This window comes from Candidatus Pelagibacter sp. HIMB1483, assembly GCF_052048135.1.
In the GTDB taxonomy this organism is placed as follows: domain Bacteria; phylum Pseudomonadota; class Alphaproteobacteria; order Pelagibacterales; family Pelagibacteraceae; genus Pelagibacter.
On record NZ_JBNAIM010000002.1, the window covers coordinates 972776 to 991085 of the forward strand.

At 31.6% G+C, this 18310-nt stretch carries 16 protein-coding genes; 6 read left to right on the forward strand and 10 right to left on the reverse strand.

The genetic code is table 11. The annotated features are described in order from the left end of the window. Window positions 1-2: 2 nt before the first annotated feature. From acnA to ACTTAV_RS05960, 3 genes are read right to left on the reverse strand one after another with little or no spacing between them, the layout of a single operon-like run. Window positions 3-2672: an aconitate hydratase AcnA gene (gene acnA / locus ACTTAV_RS05950; protein ID WP_440670877.1), complete on the reverse strand. Its 2670-nt coding sequence runs from the start codon at window positions 2670-2672 to the stop codon at window positions 3-5. 2 nt (window positions 2673-2674) lie between these two features. After that, complete coding sequence (locus ACTTAV_RS05955) at window positions 2675-3265, reverse strand: LysE family translocator (protein WP_440670879.1); 591 nt, start codon at window positions 3263-3265, stop codon at window positions 2675-2677. A gap of 2 nt (window positions 3266-3267) precedes the next feature. Beyond that, window positions 3268-3609 (reverse strand): tRNA-binding protein, encoded by a 342-nt coding sequence (locus tag ACTTAV_RS05960; RefSeq protein WP_440670880.1) that lies wholly within the window; start codon window positions 3607-3609, stop codon window positions 3268-3270. Between the two features lie 29 nt (window positions 3610-3638). Between ACTTAV_RS05960 and argE the strand changes: the two genes are divergently transcribed. The 4 genes from argE to ACTTAV_RS05980 are packed head-to-tail and all read left to right on the forward strand — an operon-like array spanning window position 3639 to window position 7249. Then, window positions 3639-4829 carry an acetylornithine deacetylase gene (argE, locus tag ACTTAV_RS05965; RefSeq protein ID WP_440670882.1) on the forward strand — a complete coding sequence of 397 codons (1191 nt, stop codon included), beginning with the start codon at window positions 3639-3641 and terminating at the stop codon, window positions 4827-4829. 38 nt (window positions 4830-4867) lie between these two features. Further along, window positions 4868-5767 carry an allantoinase PuuE gene (gene puuE / locus ACTTAV_RS05970; protein WP_440670884.1) on the forward strand — a complete coding sequence of 300 codons (900 nt, stop codon included), beginning with the start codon at window positions 4868-4870 and terminating at the stop codon, window positions 5765-5767. 1 nt (window position 5768) lies between these two features. Next, a complete protein-coding gene (gene alc / locus ACTTAV_RS05975; RefSeq protein WP_440670885.1) occupies window positions 5769-6755 on the forward strand; it encodes an allantoicase in 987 nt (328 codons plus the stop codon). Then, entirely contained in the window at window positions 6752-7249 is a 498-nt protein-coding gene (locus ACTTAV_RS05980; RefSeq protein WP_440670886.1) for an ureidoglycolate lyase, read from the forward strand. The genes alc and ACTTAV_RS05980 overlap by 4 nt, the downstream gene beginning before the upstream one ends. Before the next feature lie 52 nt (window positions 7250-7301). Here ACTTAV_RS05980 and ACTTAV_RS05985 read toward each other — a convergent pair whose 3' ends face one another. From ACTTAV_RS05985 to speB, 3 genes are all read right to left on the reverse strand, one after another. Then, window positions 7302-8753, reverse strand: coding sequence for an NCS1 family nucleobase:cation symporter-1 (locus ACTTAV_RS05985; RefSeq protein WP_440670887.1), 1452 nt, complete (start codon window positions 8751-8753; stop codon window positions 7302-7304). Between the two features lie 182 nt (window positions 8754-8935). Next, window positions 8936-10372: an aldehyde dehydrogenase family protein gene (locus ACTTAV_RS05990; protein ID WP_440670888.1), complete on the reverse strand. Its 1437-nt coding sequence runs from the start codon at window positions 10370-10372 to the stop codon at window positions 8936-8938. 20 nt (window positions 10373-10392) lie between these two features. Next, window positions 10393-11352, reverse strand: a complete 960-nt coding sequence (speB, locus tag ACTTAV_RS05995; protein ID WP_440670889.1) for an agmatinase — start codon at window positions 11350-11352, stop codon at window positions 10393-10395. 54 nt (window positions 11353-11406) lie between these two features. On the opposite strand from speB, the gene ACTTAV_RS06000 reads away from it, so the two are divergent. Both ACTTAV_RS06000 and ACTTAV_RS06005 read left to right on the forward strand, forming a co-directional pair. After that, window positions 11407-12129 (forward strand): putative zinc-binding metallopeptidase, encoded by a 723-nt coding sequence (locus ACTTAV_RS06000; RefSeq protein WP_440670890.1) that lies wholly within the window; start codon window positions 11407-11409, stop codon window positions 12127-12129. Beyond that, window positions 12126-12770 carry a peptidylprolyl isomerase gene (locus ACTTAV_RS06005; protein WP_440670891.1) on the forward strand — a complete coding sequence of 215 codons (645 nt, stop codon included), beginning with the start codon at window positions 12126-12128 and terminating at the stop codon, window positions 12768-12770. Before ACTTAV_RS06000 ends, ACTTAV_RS06005 begins: the two co-directional genes overlap by 4 nt. On the opposite strand, the gene ACTTAV_RS06010 is transcribed toward ACTTAV_RS06005, so the two are convergent. The 4 genes from ACTTAV_RS06010 to ACTTAV_RS06025 form a co-directional block, all read right to left on the reverse strand. Continuing rightward, complete coding sequence (locus tag ACTTAV_RS06010) at window positions 12763-14985, reverse strand: 3-hydroxyacyl-CoA dehydrogenase NAD-binding domain-containing protein (protein ID WP_440670892.1); 2223 nt, start codon at window positions 14983-14985, stop codon at window positions 12763-12765. The two genes, ACTTAV_RS06005 and ACTTAV_RS06010, sit on opposite strands and share 8 nt — an antisense overlap. A gap of 12 nt (window positions 14986-14997) precedes the next feature. After that, the gene (locus ACTTAV_RS06015) at window positions 14998-15852 is read right to left on the reverse strand and encodes an ABC transporter permease (RefSeq protein ID WP_440670893.1); all 855 of its coding nucleotides are present in this window, start codon (window positions 15850-15852) and stop codon (window positions 14998-15000) included. Between the two features lie 5 nt (window positions 15853-15857). Further along, entirely contained in the window at window positions 15858-17111 is a 1254-nt protein-coding gene (locus ACTTAV_RS06020) for an ABC transporter permease (RefSeq protein WP_440670894.1), read from the reverse strand. Between the two features lie 70 nt (window positions 17112-17181). Further along, the gene (locus ACTTAV_RS06025) at window positions 17182-18309 is read right to left on the reverse strand and encodes an extracellular solute-binding protein (RefSeq protein WP_440670895.1); all 1128 of its coding nucleotides are present in this window, start codon (window positions 18307-18309) and stop codon (window positions 17182-17184) included. Window position 18310 lies beyond the last annotated feature (1 nt).

The following is an 18310-nucleotide window of genomic DNA, read 5'->3' on the forward strand; positions in this document are numbered from 1 at the left end:
AATTAAATCATGTTTCTAAGAACATACTGCAATATTCCACCATTTTTATAGTACTCTAATTCATTTTTAGTATCTATCCTACATAATGTTTCAATCTTTTTAATTTCACCAGAAGAATATTTAATTTCTACTTTTACTTTTTCAGATGGATTAATACCCTTTTCAATATCAATCACGCTAATTAATTCAGAACCAATCAAGTTTAAATTTTTTCTATTAACATTATCAATAAATTGTAGAGGTAAAATTCCCATTCCGATTAAATTTGATCTATGAATTCTCTCAAAACTTTCAGCTATAACAGTTTTAATGCCTAATAATTTAGTACCTTTTGCTGCCCAATCTCTAGATGAACCTGTTCCATATTCCTTGCCTCCAATAACCACTAAGTCTGTGCCTCTTTTTTTATATTCAACAACCGCGTCATAAATTGGCATTACTTTTTTCTCAGGATGTAATGTCGTGAAACCGCCTTCTGTACCAGGTGCCATCTCATTTCTAATTCTAATGTTAGCAAAGGTTCCTCTCATCATAACTTCATGATTTCCTCTTCTAGCTCCATAAGAATTGTAATCTTTTGGTAAAATTTGATGTTTCATAAAGTATTCACCTGTTGGACTTTCTTTTTGAATATTGCCTGCAGGGGATATATGGTCTGTAGTCACCATATCGCCTAAAATTAAAAGTGGACGAGCATCTTGAATTTTTTTAAAGCCCTCAGGTGTATCAGATAAGTTTTCAAAAAAAGGTGGTTTTTTTACATACGTAGAGTTTTCTTCCCAATTATAAATGCTGCTATTTTCTGTTTTAATTTTTTGCCATTGTTTTGGACCTTCTGAAACATTTGAGTATCTTTTAATAAACATCTCAGGATTAAGAGAAGACTTTAATGTTTCCTCAATTTCTTTATTAGATGGCCAAATATCTTTCATAAAAATATCTTGTCCATTTTTATCTTTACCAAAACTATCTTTATATAAGTCAAAACCCATATGACCAGCTAGAGCATACGCAACTACCAAAGGTGGTGATGCTAAGTAATTAGCTTTAATATGTGGTGATATTCTTCCCTCAAAATTTCTGTTTCCTGATAACACTGAAACTGCATAAATATTTTCATTTTGGATAGCCTCAACAATATTGTCTGCTAAAGGACCAGAATTTCCAATACATGTAGTACAACCATAACCAACAAGATTAAATCCAAGCTTATCAAGATAAACATCTAAGCCTGCTTTTTCTAAATAATCTGTAACAACCTGAGAGCCAGGTGCCAATGAAGTTTTGACCCATGGTTTTACTTCAAGTCCCAATTCTACAGCTTTTTTCGCCAATAGACCTGCACCAATCAAAACATTAGGATTAGAGGTATTTGTACATGATGTGATTGCAGCAATTAAAATTGAACCATCTTGAATTTCATAGTCAGTGCTCTTAACTTTAGATGCTGAAAAATCTTTTTTATTTGTTATTTCAGTAAAGCTCTTTTTAAAGTTATTAGAAGCATCAGTTAACAAAACTTTATCTTGTGGTCTTTTAGGACCAGATATTGTTGGAACAATTGTTGACATATCTAAAGATAAAGTATCGGTGAATTCAATATCTTTACTTGCCCACAAACCTTGTTTCTTTGCATATTCTTCAACTATTTTAACTGTAAGTTCATCTCTTCCTGAAAATTTTAAATACTTTAAAGTTTCTTCGTCTATGGGAAAAAATCCACAAGTTGCTCCATACTCAGGTGCCATATTTGCTATTGTTGCACGATCAGCCAAAGTTAAATTTTTAAGACCATCTCCATAAAATTCTACAAATTTACCAACAACACCTTTGTCTCTTAACATTTTAACTACAGTTAAAACTAAATCAGTTGCGGTAGTACCCTCAGGCATTTTATTTTTTACCTCGAAGCCAATTACTTCTGGTATCAACATTGAAATTGGCTGACCTAACATTCCTGCTTCAGCCTCTATTCCTCCAACACCCCATCCCAAAACAGAAAGTCCATTTACCATTGTTGTGTGACTATCAGTTCCAACTAATGTATCAGGAAAAAGATAATCATCTCCTTGAAATTTTTCACGCCAAACCACTTTAGATAAATATTCTAAATTTACTTGATGACAAATCCCAGTTCCAGGAGGAACAATTCTGAAATTATTAAATGCTTGCTGACCCCACTTTAAAAAAGAATATCTTTCGCCATTTCTATTAAATTCAATTTCAACATTTTTTTCGAATGAATCTTTTTTGGCTGATTGATCTACTTGAACTGAGTGATCAATCACAAGATCTACCGCAGATAATGGGTTGATTGTTTTGGGGTCTTTGTTTTTTTCTTTTACAGCCTCACGCATTGCTGCTAAATCAGCAACAGCAGGAATTCCAGTGTAATCTTGCAATAGTACTCTAGCTGGCCTATAAGCAATTTCTGTTTTCGATTTTTTATTTTTAAGCCAATTTTTTATTGCTTCAATTTGATTTTTTGTGACCGATAACTCATCTTCATATCTAAGTAAATTTTCCAATAGCACTTTAAGAGATTTTGGTAATTTTGAAATACCCTCTAATCCATTTTCTTCTGCTTTTTTTAATGAATAATATTTAAATTTATTATTCTTAATTTCTATTTCAGATAAAGATTTGTATGAGTTTTTTAATCCTGGTTTCATAATTAAATATAAAAAGTAATAATGCTTAACAAAAGAAGCACTGACATAACATAATTAAAGAATTTTATAAATTTATCATTTGTCGCAAATTTCCTCAAAAATTTACCAACAAATGTCCACAAAGTGATACTTGTTATAGAAAATAGAAAAGCGAGAACAACTATTTGAGTCGCATAACTAAAATAATTCACTCCCAATTCGACATATGTAGATACAACAATTATTGCAACTGTTACACCTTTGGGGTTTAAATATTGAAATAAAAAAGTTTCAATAAACTTCACAGGATTTTCTTTTTGTGTTTCATTAGATATTGTGGAGAAGGCAATTTTATAAGCTAAATAAATTAAGAATAAAGTTCCCAAATATCTAATCACCGTTTGAATAATTGGAAACAACTTAAATACATTAATTAAACCAATAGATAGAAATATAACTAATGAAGTAAAACCTAATGTGACACCAAGGATATGAGGAATTGTTTTTTTTATTCCAAAATTAAAACCAGAGTATGATGCAACAACATTATTTGGACCAGGTGTATATGCCGTTACAAACCAAAATAATGAAATTGATAATATTTCAGGATGCATATTTAGGCTATTGGAAGTCCGTTTTCCGATTTTTGAGAAGGGTGAACTAAAATTACCTTACCTTCTTTGTCAATTGATCCTAAAATTAAAACTTGTGAAACCACCCCTGCAATATTTTTTTCAGGAAAATTACAAACACCAATAACTTGTTTTCCTTTTAAATTTTCTTCATTGTAATAATGAGTGATTTGAGCTGATGATTGTTTGATACCAATCTCACTTCCAAAATCAACTTCCACAACTAATGATGGTTTTCTAGCCTTTTCATTTTTTTTCACAGAAATTACAGTTCCTACTCTAATATCAACTTTATTAAATATATCGTATGTTATTTGTTCTTTCATAAAACCAGTATTTATATTAGTTATTAGTCATGAGTACAGAAATTAATCTAGAAAAATTGTACGAAAATTCGATTAAAATTCTTTCTGATTTAATAGGTTTCAAAACAATTTCAGGGGAAGATAATAGCAATTTAATTAATTATTGTGAGGATTACCTTCATAAATTAGGTGCAACTTCTTTTAAAACTTACGATGATGAAAAAAAAAGAGTAAATCTTTTTGCTACATTTAAAGCAAAAAAATCCAATGGTATTAAACCTATAATTTTATCAGGGCATACCGATACTGTTCCAGTTTCAAAAAGTTGGAGTACAGATCCATTTAAGGCAACAATTAAAGGAGATAAACTTTATGGACGAGGAGCTTGTGATATGAAAGGTTTCATCGCTTGCACTTTGGCCTTTGCTCCAATTTATTCTAAATTAGAATTAAATAGAGACATCCACTTTTCATTCACTTTCGATGAGGAAACCGCTTGTTTAGGTGCACCCATATTGATTGAAGAATTAAAAAAAAGAAAAATTCAAGATGGTATTTGTATTATTGGTGAACCAACTAAGATGAAAATAATAGATGCACATAAAGGTTGTTATGAATATACAACTTATTTTGAAGGATTAGCTGGTCATAGTTCAATGCCACATAAAGGTGTTAGTGCAGTCGAATTTGCAACAAGATATGCAAATAGATTAATTGAGTTGCGAGAAGAGTTGAAAAAAAGATCTCCGAAAGACTCTATATTCGATCCTCCTTTTTCCACGTTACAGGTTGGTGGAATATTTGGAGGTATTGCTCATAATGTTATTGCAGATAAATGTTATATTGAGTGGGAGACAAGACCAGTAATTAAAGAGGATGGTATATTTTTAAATCAAGAAATAGATAAATATGCTAACGAAATTCTTTTACCTGAAATGAAAAAAGTGTTTCCAAATTCTAAAATAACAAAAAAAATTATTGGTGAAGTTGTGGGTTTTGATCGTGTAAAAGACTCTGAGGCATGTGAATTGGTTTCAAGTTTAACTGGTGATAATACAAGAGAAGTTGTTTCTTTTGGAACAGAAGCAGGATTATTTCAAGAAATTGGGATTAGCACAGTTGTTTGTGGTCCTGGATCTATTGAACAAGCACATAAAGTGGATGAATTTATAGAACTTAATGAATTAAAAAAATGTATTAATTTTTTAAATGGTATAAAGTCTAAGTCTCTTTCAAATTAATAAATTGTTAAGAAATCTAAATTAATTTATAATTATTTATGGTAAAAAAAAATTCTAGAGATTTTATAGGTTACGGTAATAAAGGAAAAAAAATTTCTTGGCCAAATAATGCAAAACTGGCTCTTCAAATAGTTCTTAATTATGAAGAAGGTGGTGAGAATTGTGTTTTAAATGGTGATAAATACTCTGAAACTTTTTTGTCAGAAATTATTGGTGCTAAAGCTATCAAAGGAAGGCATATAAGTATGGAAAGTATTTATGAATATGGTTCAAGATCAGGATTTTGGCGTTTACATAAATTATTTAATGAAAAAAAAATTCCTGTAACAATATTTGGTGTTGGATTAGCATTAGAGCAAAACCCTGAGGTTTGTAAGGCTATCAAAGAAGGAAATTATGAAGTCGCTGCACATGGTTATAGATGGATTGATTATCAAGATATAAAAAAACCTTTAGAAAAAAAACATATGCAAAAAGCAATTAAAACAATCGAGAAAATCTTTGGTTCAAGACCTTTAGGTTGGTATACTGGAAGATGCAGTCCAAACACCAGGGATTTAGTCTTTGAGGATGGGGGTTTTTTGTATGATAGTGATAGTTATAGTGATGACCTTCCTTACTGGGAGCGTAAAGGAAAAAAAAAACAACTTATTATTCCATACACTTTAGACAACAATGATATGAGATTTGCTACCAATCAAGGGTTTAATACTGGAGATCATTTTTATACATATCTTAAAGATAGTTTTGATGCTTTGTATGAGGAAGGAAAAACCAATCCAAAAATGATGTCTGTGGGATTACATTGCAGATTAATTGGAAGACCTGGAAGAATTCAATCACTAAAAAAATTTTTAGACTATGTTTTAAAATTTGAAGATGTTTGGATTTGCAAAAGAATTGATATAGCTAAACATTGGATTAAAAATTACTCATAAAATGAAAGAAAAAATTATATTCACTAATGGATTGATTGATTTGGCACAGCCAAGATTAGGATCTAAAATAATTTTTAAAACAGATGATTTTTTTGCATCTGCAAATAGAATCATTAGCCCTACTAATCCTGTCTTTAAAGAAGGAGTTTTTGATAAACATGGTAAATGGATGGATGGATGGGAGTCTAGAAGAAAAAGAAGCTCGGGTCATGATTTTATAATTTTAAAACTTGGAAAACCTGGAAGCATTTCAAAAGTTGATGTTGATACCTCTCACTTTAATGGAAACCAGCCAGCTGCAATTTCAATTGAAGGAACCTACTCAAATTTTAACAAAATCAGTAATTTTAAATGGCAAACACTACTATCAAAAAAAAGAACTAAAGCAGATAGTCATCATTATTTTTCAATAAAGAATAAAAGAGTCTTTACTCATATTAAGCTAAATATATTTCCTGATGGGGGTGTTGCTAGATTGAGGTTATATGGAACAATTGCAAAGTCTAACAAGAATAAAAATAAAATTATTAATTTAGCATCTCTATTGGATGGAGCTTCAATTATTGCATGTAACAATCAACACTTTGGGAAAGCAGAAAACATATTAGCACCAGGTAAGGCAAAAAATATGGGTGATGGTTGGGAAACTCGTAGACGAAGAGACAAAGGAAATGACTGGTTAATTTTAAATTCTTTATCTGGAAAAGAAATTAATAAAATTGAAATATCTACACACCATTTTAAAGGAAATTTTCCAAGTCATTGCTCTTTGCAAGCTGCCTATTTATCCTCTTCAAAAAATTCAAAAAAAATTGTTAGTTCATCAAAAAAATGGAAAACTTTATTGCAAAATTCAAAACTATCAGCAAATAAAACACATATATTTAAAAATTCCTTAATGAAAAAAGAAAAAATCAATTACATTAAGATTAATATATTCCCTGATGGAGGAATATCTAGATTTAGAATTTTTGGAAAAAAGATATGACAAATTTAACTATCAAACCAAAACCAATTTCAAAAGAAAATTTTAAAAAATTTGGAGATGTAATTACAACCGAAAATATTAAACCTTTAGAAATAAATAATGGTTATGCAAAAAGATATGATGGAATTGCAAATTTAAATACTAAAAAAGATAACGGTGAGTCGACAATAAGTATATTTTCAGCATTAAAAAGAACTTTCCCCATGAAAGTTGATATGATGGAAAAACATCCATTAGGAAGTCAAGCATTTATACCAATGAAAGAAACAACTTTTTTAGCTTTTGTTGCACCTGAAGGTGAAAAACCTGATCTGAATAAAATAGAATCTTTCATTATTCCAAAAGGAATTGGAATTAACTACAATCCTGGAATTTGGCACTTCCCTTTAATTTCAACAGAGGATATGAATTTTTTAGTAGTTGATAGAATGGGTGAAGGAGATAATTTAGTAATACACGATTTAAATAAAGAAAATATAACACTAGAATTTTAGGTATAAAAAAAAGCCCACCAATAAATTGATGGGCTTTAATTTAATTTTTTAATTATCTTTTAGAAGATATTGCTAAGTGAATTACAGCACCTAAAGATGCCCCAATTATCCAAGCATATCCGCCGCCGCCGCCAAGATTAGCGAAGAAATCATCTAATCCTAAAAATAAGATGTTTGGCCATACAGTACCAACGGCAATATAACCTGATAGCACCCATGCTAACATTCCCTTGCCATTGAAACCACCATTGTAATGATATTTACCACTTGGTGAGTCTGTAAACAAATCATCAACATCTAATCTTTGTTTCTTGATAACATAATAGTCAACAATCATTATACCAAACACTGGAGCTAAAATTGCACCCAAAGTGTTTACAAATGGAAATAGACCCATTTGAGTAATTACTGCAACCCACATACCACCAATAACAAAACCAAAAGCAGCAGTTATTAAACCACCAATTCTGAAATTAATTTTGCTAGGCATTAAGTTTGCCAGGTCATATGCAGGAGGTATAAAGTTAGCAACCATATTGATACCAACTGTTGCTGCAAAGAATGCAAATGCTGCAACAATTGTTAATACAATATTATCCACTTTTGCTACCATGTCAGTTGGATTTGCTACATATTCTCCAAAAATTGCAATTGTTCCACCAGTGATCATCAATGTAATAAATGAGAAGAAAACAACATTTCCTACTAGTCCCCATAGGTTACCTTTTTTCATTTCATCTTCATTTTTTACAAATCTAGCGAAATCACCAAAGTTAATAACAACAGCAGCAAAATATCCTACCATTATTGAAAACACGGCCAAGAAAGCTCCAAAAGAACCTAAGCCTTCAAATCCACCAGAACGTGCTCCACCAGAAAAGATTTCTCCAACTTCCGATAAAAGACTTCCACCAGCTTTAAACCAAATTACTATCATCAATAGAACCATAACAACATAAACTGCTGGTCCTGCAAAGTTTAAGAATCTTTTAACAAGATCAACACCTTGCCAGAATAAATAAACTTGGAAAGCTGATACAAATATAAATGACACCCACATTACTCCAGTCATTCCTAAGAACATTTCAGTTCCTGGATTGCCAGTAATACCTGTAATTAAAAGTGCTACTGCAGTAGATGCAGCGTAAGTTTGCGCTCCATACCAGAACATAGCAACAAGCCCTCTTGCCATTGCTGGAAAGTTTGCACCAAAAACACCCATACTTACTCGAGCGAATACTGGATAAGGAATTCCATGTTTAACACTAGGTTTTCCTGATAAGTTAACTAACCACATAATAAAAAAGCCAGCGAGTATTAATGCTAAAAATACTGCCCAACCATTTAATCCTGAGGCTAGAAATAGTGATGCTGCCAAAGTATATCCAAATAAACTTTGAACATCATTTGCCCATACGTTAAAGATTTCAAACCATCCCCAATTTTTCTTATTTGATGGAGTTGGTGCTAAATCTGAATTGTAGAGCGATTTTGATCTACTCATTTTTCCTCCTTTAATTGTTGCGAGTTATAACTAAAAAAATTCGCAACTGTGTATCTCCAATCAAACCGTATCTTTTTAAAGGAAAATTACAAACAAATGTTTTTTTTACACTGATCTAAAAGTAAAGATTAACAATATCAATTTAACATTGACCTAAAATGAACATATCTTTCGAAATTAATTTAATTGTTCCAGCCACCAACTGCTTTGACCTCTAAAAACTCTTCAAGGCCATGTTCTCCAGCTTCTCTACCTATACCAGAGTGTTTGAATCCTCCAAATGGTGCATCCACTGCTATTCCAGCTCCATTAACGTCTACCATTCCAGATCTAAGTTTTCTTGCAACCCTTTTAACCTTTTCTTTATCTTGGGTTTGAATGTAATTTGTTAAACCATAAGGAGTATCATTTGCAATTTGAATTGCCTCTTCTTCAGTTTCAAAAGGCATTACTGACAAAACTGGGCCAAAAATTTCAGTTCTAGCTATTTCCATATTGTTGTTTACGTCAGCAAATACAGTAGGTTTAACAAAATATCCTTTTTCTAAACCCTCAGGTTTACCAGGACCTCCTGCAATTAATTTAGCACCTTCATCTATACCTTTTTTGATCAATGTTTGAATCTTATTGTACTGTGTCTCAGAAATTACAGGGCCTATATGCTCACCTTCTTTCTTAGGATCACCAACCTCAAAACTTTCTGTATATTTCTTCAACCTTTCTACAGCTTCTTTATACATTGATTTTTCAACAAGCATTCTAGTTGGAGCATTGCATGATTGACCAGAGTTTCGAAAACATCTTAAAGCACCTCTTTCTATAGCTTCAGGATCTGCATCTTTAAAAATAATATTTGCACCTTTTCCACCCAATTCAAGACTTACTCTTTTAAAATCTTTCGCAGCATTTTGGGAAATCAGAGCACCTGCTCTTGTTGATCCTGTAAACGAAATCATATTTATATCAGGATGACTAGTTAATGCATCACCAGTAGTAGCACCATCTCCATTTACTAAATTGAATACCCCTGGAGGAAATTTTGTTTCATCAATTAATTCGGCAAGTATCACCGATGATAATGGGGCAAGTTCTGATGGTTTTAAAACCATTGTACATCCAGACGCAATAGCTGGCATTACTTTTAAGCAAACCTGGTTCATGGGCCAGTTCCAAGGTGTTATTAATGCACAAACTCCCTTTGGTTCATAAATAAGTCTTTGATTTGGCGCATGATCACCCAAAGGTTTTTCAAATTCAAAGTTTTTTAAATATCTTATAAATGACTTTAAATGAGCAGCACCCGTACCAGCCTGAAGTTTTGTAGCAAAATCTTTTGGGGCACCCATTTCCAAAGTAATTGCTTCAGCAATGTCAGCCCATCTTTTTTTATAATTTTCGTAAAGTTTTTCTAATAAATTAATTCTTTCTTCTTTACTAGAAAATGCCCATGAGCTATATGCTTTTTTGGCAGCACTCACTGCATCATTAACATCATCTTTGTTTCCTAAAGATATTACCGCACAGTTTTCCTCGGTTGCAGGATCAATTACTTTAATCTCTTCTTTACTTTTTGGTGTTACCCATTTTCCATCTATATAAAAATTTTTTTTGTTTTCCATAAGAGACTCCTAACCTTTCCTTATTTTTTTGCAAACAAATTAGTTAATTCATAAACAATCGTTGCTGCAGCCAAAGATGTTACCTCTGCATGATCATATGCTGGTGAAACTTCCACAACATCTGCTGAAATTAAATTCATTCCAGATAAACCTCTTATAACATTAACCATTTCTCTAGTTGTCATCCCAGCAATTTCTGGGGTACCTGTACCTGGTGCAAAAGCTGGATCTAAAACATCTATATCAATAGAAAGATACAATGGATTATCTCCAACTCTTTTTCTTATTCTTTCAGCAATTTTATCAGTACCTTCTGTTTGAAATTCATCACAATGAATTATTTTAAAACCAAAACTTTCATCATTTTTAATATCATTTCTACTATACAAAGGCCCCCTAATTCCAACATGCATCGAAGCATCGTCTAAAAATAAATTTTCTTCTCTTGCTCTTCTAAATGGAGTCCCATGTGTATAAGGTGCACCAAAATAAGTATCCCAAGTATCTAAATGTGCATCAAAATGAACTAGAGCAACTGGACCATTGTTAATTTTGTTTACAGCTTTTAATAACGGAAATGCAATTGTATGATCACCACCTAAACTTATTATGCCTCCTGTCTTATTTAATAAGTCAGTTGCACCCTCTTCTATCTGTTTGATTGCCTCATCAATATTGAAAGGATTACAAGTAATGTCTCCAGCATCAGCAACTTGTTGTACTTTAAATGGCTCAACATCATAACTTGGATGATAGTTTGTTCTTAAATGTCTTGATGCTTGCCTAATACTTTGAGGTCCAAATCTAGCACCTGGTCTATAACTCGTACCTGCATCAAATGGAATACCGACAATTGCAACATCACAATATTCAACATCTCTCAATTCAGGCAATCTTGCAAAAGTAGAAGGGCCAGCAAACCTAGGTACTTTAGTCCCACTTACTGGCTGGATTGGTTCCTTGCTAGTTTTTTTTTTCATTATAAAAACTCTATCACATTCTTACAATTTGGAATATCTTCAATAATAGTAATTATGAAATTATTTAAGTTCATTTTATTGTATTTATTTTTAATTTCTCCTGCACAAGCGGATACGATTTACCAGCTAATAAAAATACCAAACCTTGAAATTTATAATATCGAAACTAAAAATAAATTAAGATATCTTTATGCTAAACAACCTTTTACAATTGGAATTGATAACAACATAAATTGTTATGAATCATCAAAAGAAGATTTAGATCAAAAATTTAAACTAATTGAAAAAAATTTAAATAGATACACAAAGGATTTCTTAAAAAAAATAAATTTAAAATATATAGTTCTTTGCGAAGATTTATCTATCTCAGGCATCAAAACTGCAGGCATACCAGATAATATTATGAAAACTTTAATTGTAGACATTAAATTCAATGAAAAATATTTTGAAAGGGTATTACATCATGAGGTCTTTCATATAATTAATGATAGTTATAAAGATATTTTTGATGAAAAAATTTGGTCAAGTCTCAATCCCAAAGAATTTAATTATGCAGAATGTTCAACATGTACAAAAAAAGTAGGTTTAGACACTAACCCAAATCCTAATGGTTTTATTACAGAATATTCTCAGGCGACAGCGTCTGAAGACATGGCTGAAGTATTCTCTCATATAATGTATGGAATTTTACCAGATAAGATCGATCCTATTCTTGAAAATAAGATAGAATTTATCAAAAAAGGAATTTCAAAAATTGATAAAAATTTTATTCTATGATTGAAAAAATAAAGGCCTCAACGTCTGAAAAAATAATATTCATTTTTATTTTAATTTTGGGTTTATTTTCACTTGGTTCTTTTCTTTTACTAAAAGACAAATGTCTATTTGTTAAAAATTATGACCCTGAAAAAATTAATTTTAAAGATCCAACTAATATTGCAATTCTAAATGTTGGTTGTGGTAATGTAATTATAGAATTATATCCTGATGTTTCTCCAAATGGAGTTGAAAGATTTAAGACTCTAATAAAATCAAAATCATATGATGATGTTGCTTTTCATAGAGTAATAAAAGATAAACTAGTTCAGGCTGGCGATTTAGAATTTGGAAAAAAAGGAAACATTGATTATGGAAAAATTGGTACTGGTAAATCTGGTTTAGGAACAATTAAATCTGAAGTAGATAATGAATTTGATTACACCAAAGGAAGTGTTGGATTAGCTAGATCTTTAAAATTTGATACTGAAGATAGTCAATTTTTTATAATTCTACAGGATGAACCATTATATGAAGGAGAATATACTCCTATTGGTAAAGTAATTTATGGAATAGAAGTTTTAAAAAAAATTAAATATTTAGATAAGTCTGAATATGTTTTAAGACCTGACTTCATTAATTCTTTAAGATTATTTAATTAACTAATGGTTTACCTGTTGCAAGAGTATGTTTAATTCTATCTTGTGTTTGTTTCATTTCAATTAGTTTCATAAAAGCATCTAGCTCTAATTTAAATAAATCATCCTCTGATAAAGTTTTATCCATTGTTGTATCTCCACCACTTAATACGTGAGCTAATTCATTCGCAACAGTTAAGCCATGATCTAAAATAACTTTATCGTTATAAAGTTTTTCTAAAATCTTATTCATTTCTCCTATAACTGCTTTTCCAGGTAAATTAAACTTAAGCTCATTTGGAGTTTTAAAATTTTTGTTTTCATTTAAAATTTTCTTTGAAACTTCTAATAAACTATTTCTATTCATTATCTTTTCATTTTCAGGTAACAGATATTTTAATGGTTCTGCTTCAATTGGAGAAGTAGCTGTTCTGCCATAACCAATAATATCAAAGACTTTTAATGGCGCAAAATTAGGATCTTTTTTTGCTTCATCTGTATTTAACCACCTGCCTAACATTTCTTTGCATCCTCCACCTGCAGGGATTAAACCAACAATAGTTTCTACTAACCCAATCACAATATTTGTGTGAGAAGCTACAAAATTACTTTGAACTAAAACTTCAAATCCACCTCCCAAAGTAAGTCCAGAGGGTGCAGATATAACTGGATATTTAGAATACTTTAAATGTTTACAAGTTTCTTGAAAGTACCTGATGAATTTTTCAATTGATTTAAAATCATTCTTATCAGCAAATTCCATTGTATAGGTTAAATTTACACCAGCTGAGAATTGCATACTCTCATTAATAATAATTAAAGGCTTATCAGTTGCTTTCTTAAGGGCATCCATGGAGTCATAATCCAGTGCATTAGCTTTAGTTGTAAACTCAACTATATTGTAATCATTAAATCTATAAATTGTTGCTGAACTGTTACCGTCAACAGTTAAGGCAGTTTTTTTAGCTTTACCTAAAGTTTCTATTGATGTGTATTTTTGTCTTTCACCATAAAAATTTTCATTTTTTGTTTTAGACAAATTTTCTAAAAATTTATTTCCCTCAAAATTATCAACTTTTTCAAAAAAGTTTTTTACTCCAATTTCCTCAAGCATTTCAAAAGGTCCCTTAGCCCAGTTGAAACCAAGCCTCATAGCTTCATCTATATCATTAAATTCTTTTGTAATTGATGGAACTAATGATGAAGCATACTTAATAATTTTTTCTAAAACAGACCACGCATACTCACCATATTTATCATTTCTATTAATAAGATTTTTTAGATCAACCTTATCTGATTTAATATCAATTTTTTTACTCGGAGAATAATCTCCTGTTTGAAGATTTATAGCTTCCATGACTTTTCCACTCTCAGTCTTTTTCATTCTATAAAAGCCACCTTTGCCTTTTCTTCCTGTATATCCAGTTTCAATTAATTTTTTTACTAAAGGTATTTCTTTTGCAACTTCATGGAATTCATCAGACTTTGGAAGTTCTTTGATAAAACTTTTTAAAACGTCAGCCATTAAATCAATTCCGATTAAATCATACAAACCAAAAACTCCTGTTTTTGGAATACCCATTGGTCTTCCAAATATTGCATCCGCCTCTTCAACAGAAAGTTTCATCTTAAAAGCCTCAGTCATTGCAATTTGCATAGCATAAACACCTACTCTGTTTCCTAAAAAACCAGGTGTATCATTGCAAACGATAGCTCCTTTTCCTAATTCAACTTCACAAAATTCTTTTAATTGATTAATTTTATTTAGATCATTGTCTTCATTCTTAACAATTTCTAGAAGTCCCATATATCTGACGGGATTAAAAAAATGTGTAATACAAAAATCTTTTTTTTGATCTTTATTTAAATTTTGTGACAAAACTTTAATTGGTATTGAAGAAGTGTTTGATGAAACTATTGCACCTTCTTTCCTGCTTTTAAAAATCTTTTCATAAATTTGATGTTTTATATCTATTCTTTCTACTACTGCTTCAACAATCCAATCAGCTTTCTCTACTACAGAAAAATCATCTGAAATATTTCCAACTTTAATATTATTTATCTTAGATTTATCAATTAATAATGGTGGTCTTGATTTATGAATTCGTTCTCTTGCATTTTCGCTTATTTCAGTTTTTAAATCCAATAAAGTAACAGGAACATTTGCATTACAAAGGTGTGCAGCTATTCCACTGCCCATTGTTCCTGAGCCGATCACAACTACATTCTTAATCTTCATGAAATAATTTTACTATCGATTTATACCTCTGAGTCTTTCAGATCTTCTTCTTAAAAGCTCAGCAGTAACTAATATCAATGTTGATAATATAATCAAACAAGTTGCAACAGCTAAAATAGTTGGACTTAATTGTTCTCTTAAACCCGTCCACATTTGAATTGGTATAGTTGTATTTTCTAGTCCTGCTAAAAATAAAACAACAACTACTTCATCAAAAGATGTAACAAATGCAAATAATCCTCCTGATATAACTCCAGGAAGAATTAAAGGTAATGTTATTTTCATAAATGTATTCACCGGATCACTTCCTAAGCTTGCAGCTGCTCTAGTAACGCTGTGATCAAAACCTGAGAGTGTTGCTGTTACTGTAATCACAACAAATGGTGTTCCTAAGATAATATGAGCTAGAACAATTCCTGTATGTGTTGCTGCCAAACCAGCTTTTGCCATAAAGAAAAATATTGCAACACCAGAAATAATTAAAGGAACAATCATCGGAGAAATTAATACAGCCATGATCAACCCCTTATAAGGCATATGTCTGCTGCTTAATCCTAAAGCTGCAACAGTTCCAAGTATCACTGAACCTATTGTTGCAAAAATTGCAATGATAAAACTATTTTTTGCTGCTAATCCCCAAGGATTTTTTGTTCCATAAATCATATCTTTATACCATCTTAATGAAAAGGCATCTGGATCTAAACGCTTCATACCCTCAGAGAAGCTTAAAAATTCTTCAGCGTTAAATGATAATGGAAAGATTACAAATAAAGGTGCAATTAGAAAAAAGAAAACAGCACCACAAATTGTTAAATATACATAATGCCAAATTCTATAATGTGGTTCGGTATATTTTGGTAAAGCCATTTTAATTATCCTAATTTAATATTATCAATTCCTACTATTTTGTTATAAAGCCAATAAATCACCAGTACTCCACTCAATAACATTAATCCCATTGCTGATGCAAAACTCCAGTCGAGAGTACTCTTCATATGAAAGGCAATTTGATTACTTATTAAAGTTCCAGACGCTCCACCAACCAATGCCGGAGTTATATAATAGCCAATCGCTAAGATAAACACTAACAAGCAGCCTGCACCTATTCCGGGTATTGTTAAAGGAAAATAAACTTTCCAAAATGCTATAAATGGCGTTCCACCCAGTGATTTTCCTGCTCTCATTAGACTTGGTGAGATAGTTTTCATGACACTATAAAGTGGTAAAACCATAAATGGCAGCAAGATTTGTGTCATTGCCACATAACTTCCGGTTTTATTGTACATCATTTCAGGTCTATTATCATCGGCTACCAATCCTATTCCAACAAAAAAATCATTCACAATCCCTTGTTGCTGTAACAAGATCATCCAGCTAGCAGTTCTTACAAGTAATGAAGTCCAAAATGGAAGTAGTACGCAGATCATTAGTAAGTTACTATACTTCATAGGTAAAGTAGCCAACAAATGAGCTATTGGATAAGCCATTAAAAAACAAAAAACTGTTACAAAGAATGCAATCTCAAGAGTTCTCAACCATAACACTCTATGAATTCTTCTATCTTCTTCAACGCTTGCTATTTTTCCCTCTTCATTTACATACATATCCATTCCTTTTAGATATTTTTGAGCTGTAAACTCAGGGGCTCTTCTTTTAATTGCTCTCCAATATTCTACATCAGCCCATCTTTTGTGAACTGACATTATTTGTTCTTTATAATTTCCCTCTTCAAATTTTTTTGATGCTCTTCTTAATTTTTTAATAATACTTTTAAATCCATTTTTGGTATAGTTAAGTTGAGTAGATAGCTTACCCTCACGTTTTTCCTCTACTAATTTTATAAAGTCTTCATGAAAAGCTGCGAATACTTCTTCCCCAGGTAATTCTTGACCATCCCAACTTTCCATTGCTTTAAAAGTTTTTGGAAGCATTTGTGTAACCATTTTGTCATCTATACTTCTGAACAGCATGTCTCCAATTGGAAAAACGTAAGTAATTATTAAGAAGAATAATAAAGGAGCAACAAGTAAGAAGGCTTTGATTTTATTTTTTTTCTCAGCTTTCTTAAGACTTACCTCTAAAGGTATACCGTCTGTTGTTAAAATTTGTTTCGTTTCTGAGCTCATAAATAAAAAGGGCGGTTATAAATAACCGCCCTTAAATTATAATATATAATTAAGTTTAATAAAACTTAAATTATAGACCAGCTTTCATAGCTTCCCACTTTTCACCAAGCTCTGTTCCGTTGTCAGCCCAGAAAATTGGGTCAACTAAGAAATAGTTTTTAGTGTTTTGTGGTGCAGTTGGCATTTGTGGTACCATGTTAGTTTTACCATCTTTGTACCATGGCTCACCTTTTTCCATGATGCCAATTGAAGATTTTCTCCAAGGAGCATATGCGATATATTTCGCACTTCCTGCTAACATCTCTGAGCTAGTCATCATAGCTAAAGCTTTTTTAGCTAAACCATTAGCATCGTTTGGTCCACCTTTAACTTGTACGAAATATTCGTAGTCAAGACCTTGGCCATCCCAAACTTGTACGATTGGTGCACCTTCTCCAATTTCAGCATTGAAGAATCTACCATTCCAACCAGTAGCCATTACTACTTCACCTGATACTAACAATTCTGGTGGTTGAGCACCTGCAGACCAAAATACACATCCACCTTTTGGATCTGTGCAAAGTTCTTTGATCTTGTTCATTGCTCTTTCAACACCTTTTTCTGTGTTTAAAGCTTCATAGATTTTTGCTCCACCTTTTCCTGGCTTGATACCATCTGCAGCTAAAGCGATCTCTAAATTAGTTAAAGCGCTTTTGTAGATAGCTCTTTTTCCAGGGAATTTCTTTGTGTTAAAGAAATCTTTGATAGTCTTTGGAGTACCTTTAACATTGTTTTTGTTATAAGCGTAGTTCCAAGAATATAAAATATTTCCTACAGCACATTTACTTGGCATTGCAGTAAAGAAATCTTCACTAGCTGGAGTTCCATCTGGAGCTGGTGGGAAGTCTTTGTCAAAATCAAATTCAACAAATAATCCTTCATCACATCCAGTGATAGTATCCATTGCAAACACGTCGATTATATCCCACGTGATCTTTCCAGCCTCTTTTTGTGCTTTGATTTCTGATAAACCGCCTGAATAGTCAACCCAAGCAATATTAATGCCTAGTGCCTTAGCAGTCGGATCACCATAACCTAACTTTTGAGACTCAGTATAAGCCCCACCCCATGACACTGCTGTTACTGTGTTAGCAAATGCTGAAGTAGTTAGTGAAAGTACAAAAGAAATAGCTAGTAATATTTTACTTAGTTTTTTCATT

Bases quoted from the DNA above. Each gene is read 5' to 3' on its own strand.
- ACTTAV_RS05960 (WP_440670880.1), bottom strand. From the start codon at position 3,609: ATGAAAGAACAAATAACATACGATATATTTAATAAAGTTGATATTAGA.
- ACTTAV_RS06025 (WP_440670895.1), bottom strand. From the start codon at position 18,309: ATGAAAAAACTAAGTAAAATATTACTAGCTATTTCTTTTGTACTTTCA.
- alc (WP_440670885.1), top strand. From the start codon at position 5,769: ATGAAAGAAAAAATTATATTCACTAATGGATTGATTGATTTGGCACAG.
- ACTTAV_RS06015 (WP_440670893.1), bottom strand. From the start codon at position 15,852: ATGGCTTTACCAAAATATACCGAACCACATTATAGAATTTGGCATTAT.
- argE (WP_440670882.1), top strand. From the start codon at position 3,639: ATGAGTACAGAAATTAATCTAGAAAAATTGTACGAAAATTCGATTAAA.
- ACTTAV_RS05980 (WP_440670886.1), top strand. From the start codon at position 6,752: ATGACAAATTTAACTATCAAACCAAAACCAATTTCAAAAGAAAATTTT.
- ACTTAV_RS05985 (WP_440670887.1), bottom strand. From the start codon at position 8,753: ATGAGTAGATCAAAATCGCTCTACAATTCAGATTTAGCACCAACTCCA.
- ACTTAV_RS06020 (WP_440670894.1), bottom strand. From the start codon at position 17,111: ATGAGCTCAGAAACGAAACAAATTTTAACAACAGACGGTATACCTTTA.
- ACTTAV_RS05990 (WP_440670888.1), bottom strand. From the start codon at position 10,372: ATGGAAAACAAAAAAAATTTTTATATAGATGGAAAATGGGTAACACCA.
- acnA (WP_440670877.1), bottom strand. From the start codon at position 2,672: ATGAAACCAGGATTAAAAAACTCATACAAATCTTTATCTGAAATAGAA.
- ACTTAV_RS06005 (WP_440670891.1), top strand. From the start codon at position 12,126: ATGATTGAAAAAATAAAGGCCTCAACGTCTGAAAAAATAATATTCATT.
- ACTTAV_RS06000 (WP_440670890.1), top strand. From the start codon at position 11,407: ATGAAATTATTTAAGTTCATTTTATTGTATTTATTTTTAATTTCTCCT.
- speB (WP_440670889.1), bottom strand. From the start codon at position 11,352: ATGAAAAAAAAAACTAGCAAGGAACCAATCCAGCCAGTAAGTGGGACT.
- puuE (WP_440670884.1), top strand. From the start codon at position 4,868: ATGGTAAAAAAAAATTCTAGAGATTTTATAGGTTACGGTAATAAAGGA.
- ACTTAV_RS05955 (WP_440670879.1), bottom strand. From the start codon at position 3,265: ATGCATCCTGAAATATTATCAATTTCATTATTTTGGTTTGTAACGGCA.
- ACTTAV_RS06010 (WP_440670892.1), bottom strand. From the start codon at position 14,985: ATGAAGATTAAGAATGTAGTTGTGATCGGCTCAGGAACAATGGGCAGT.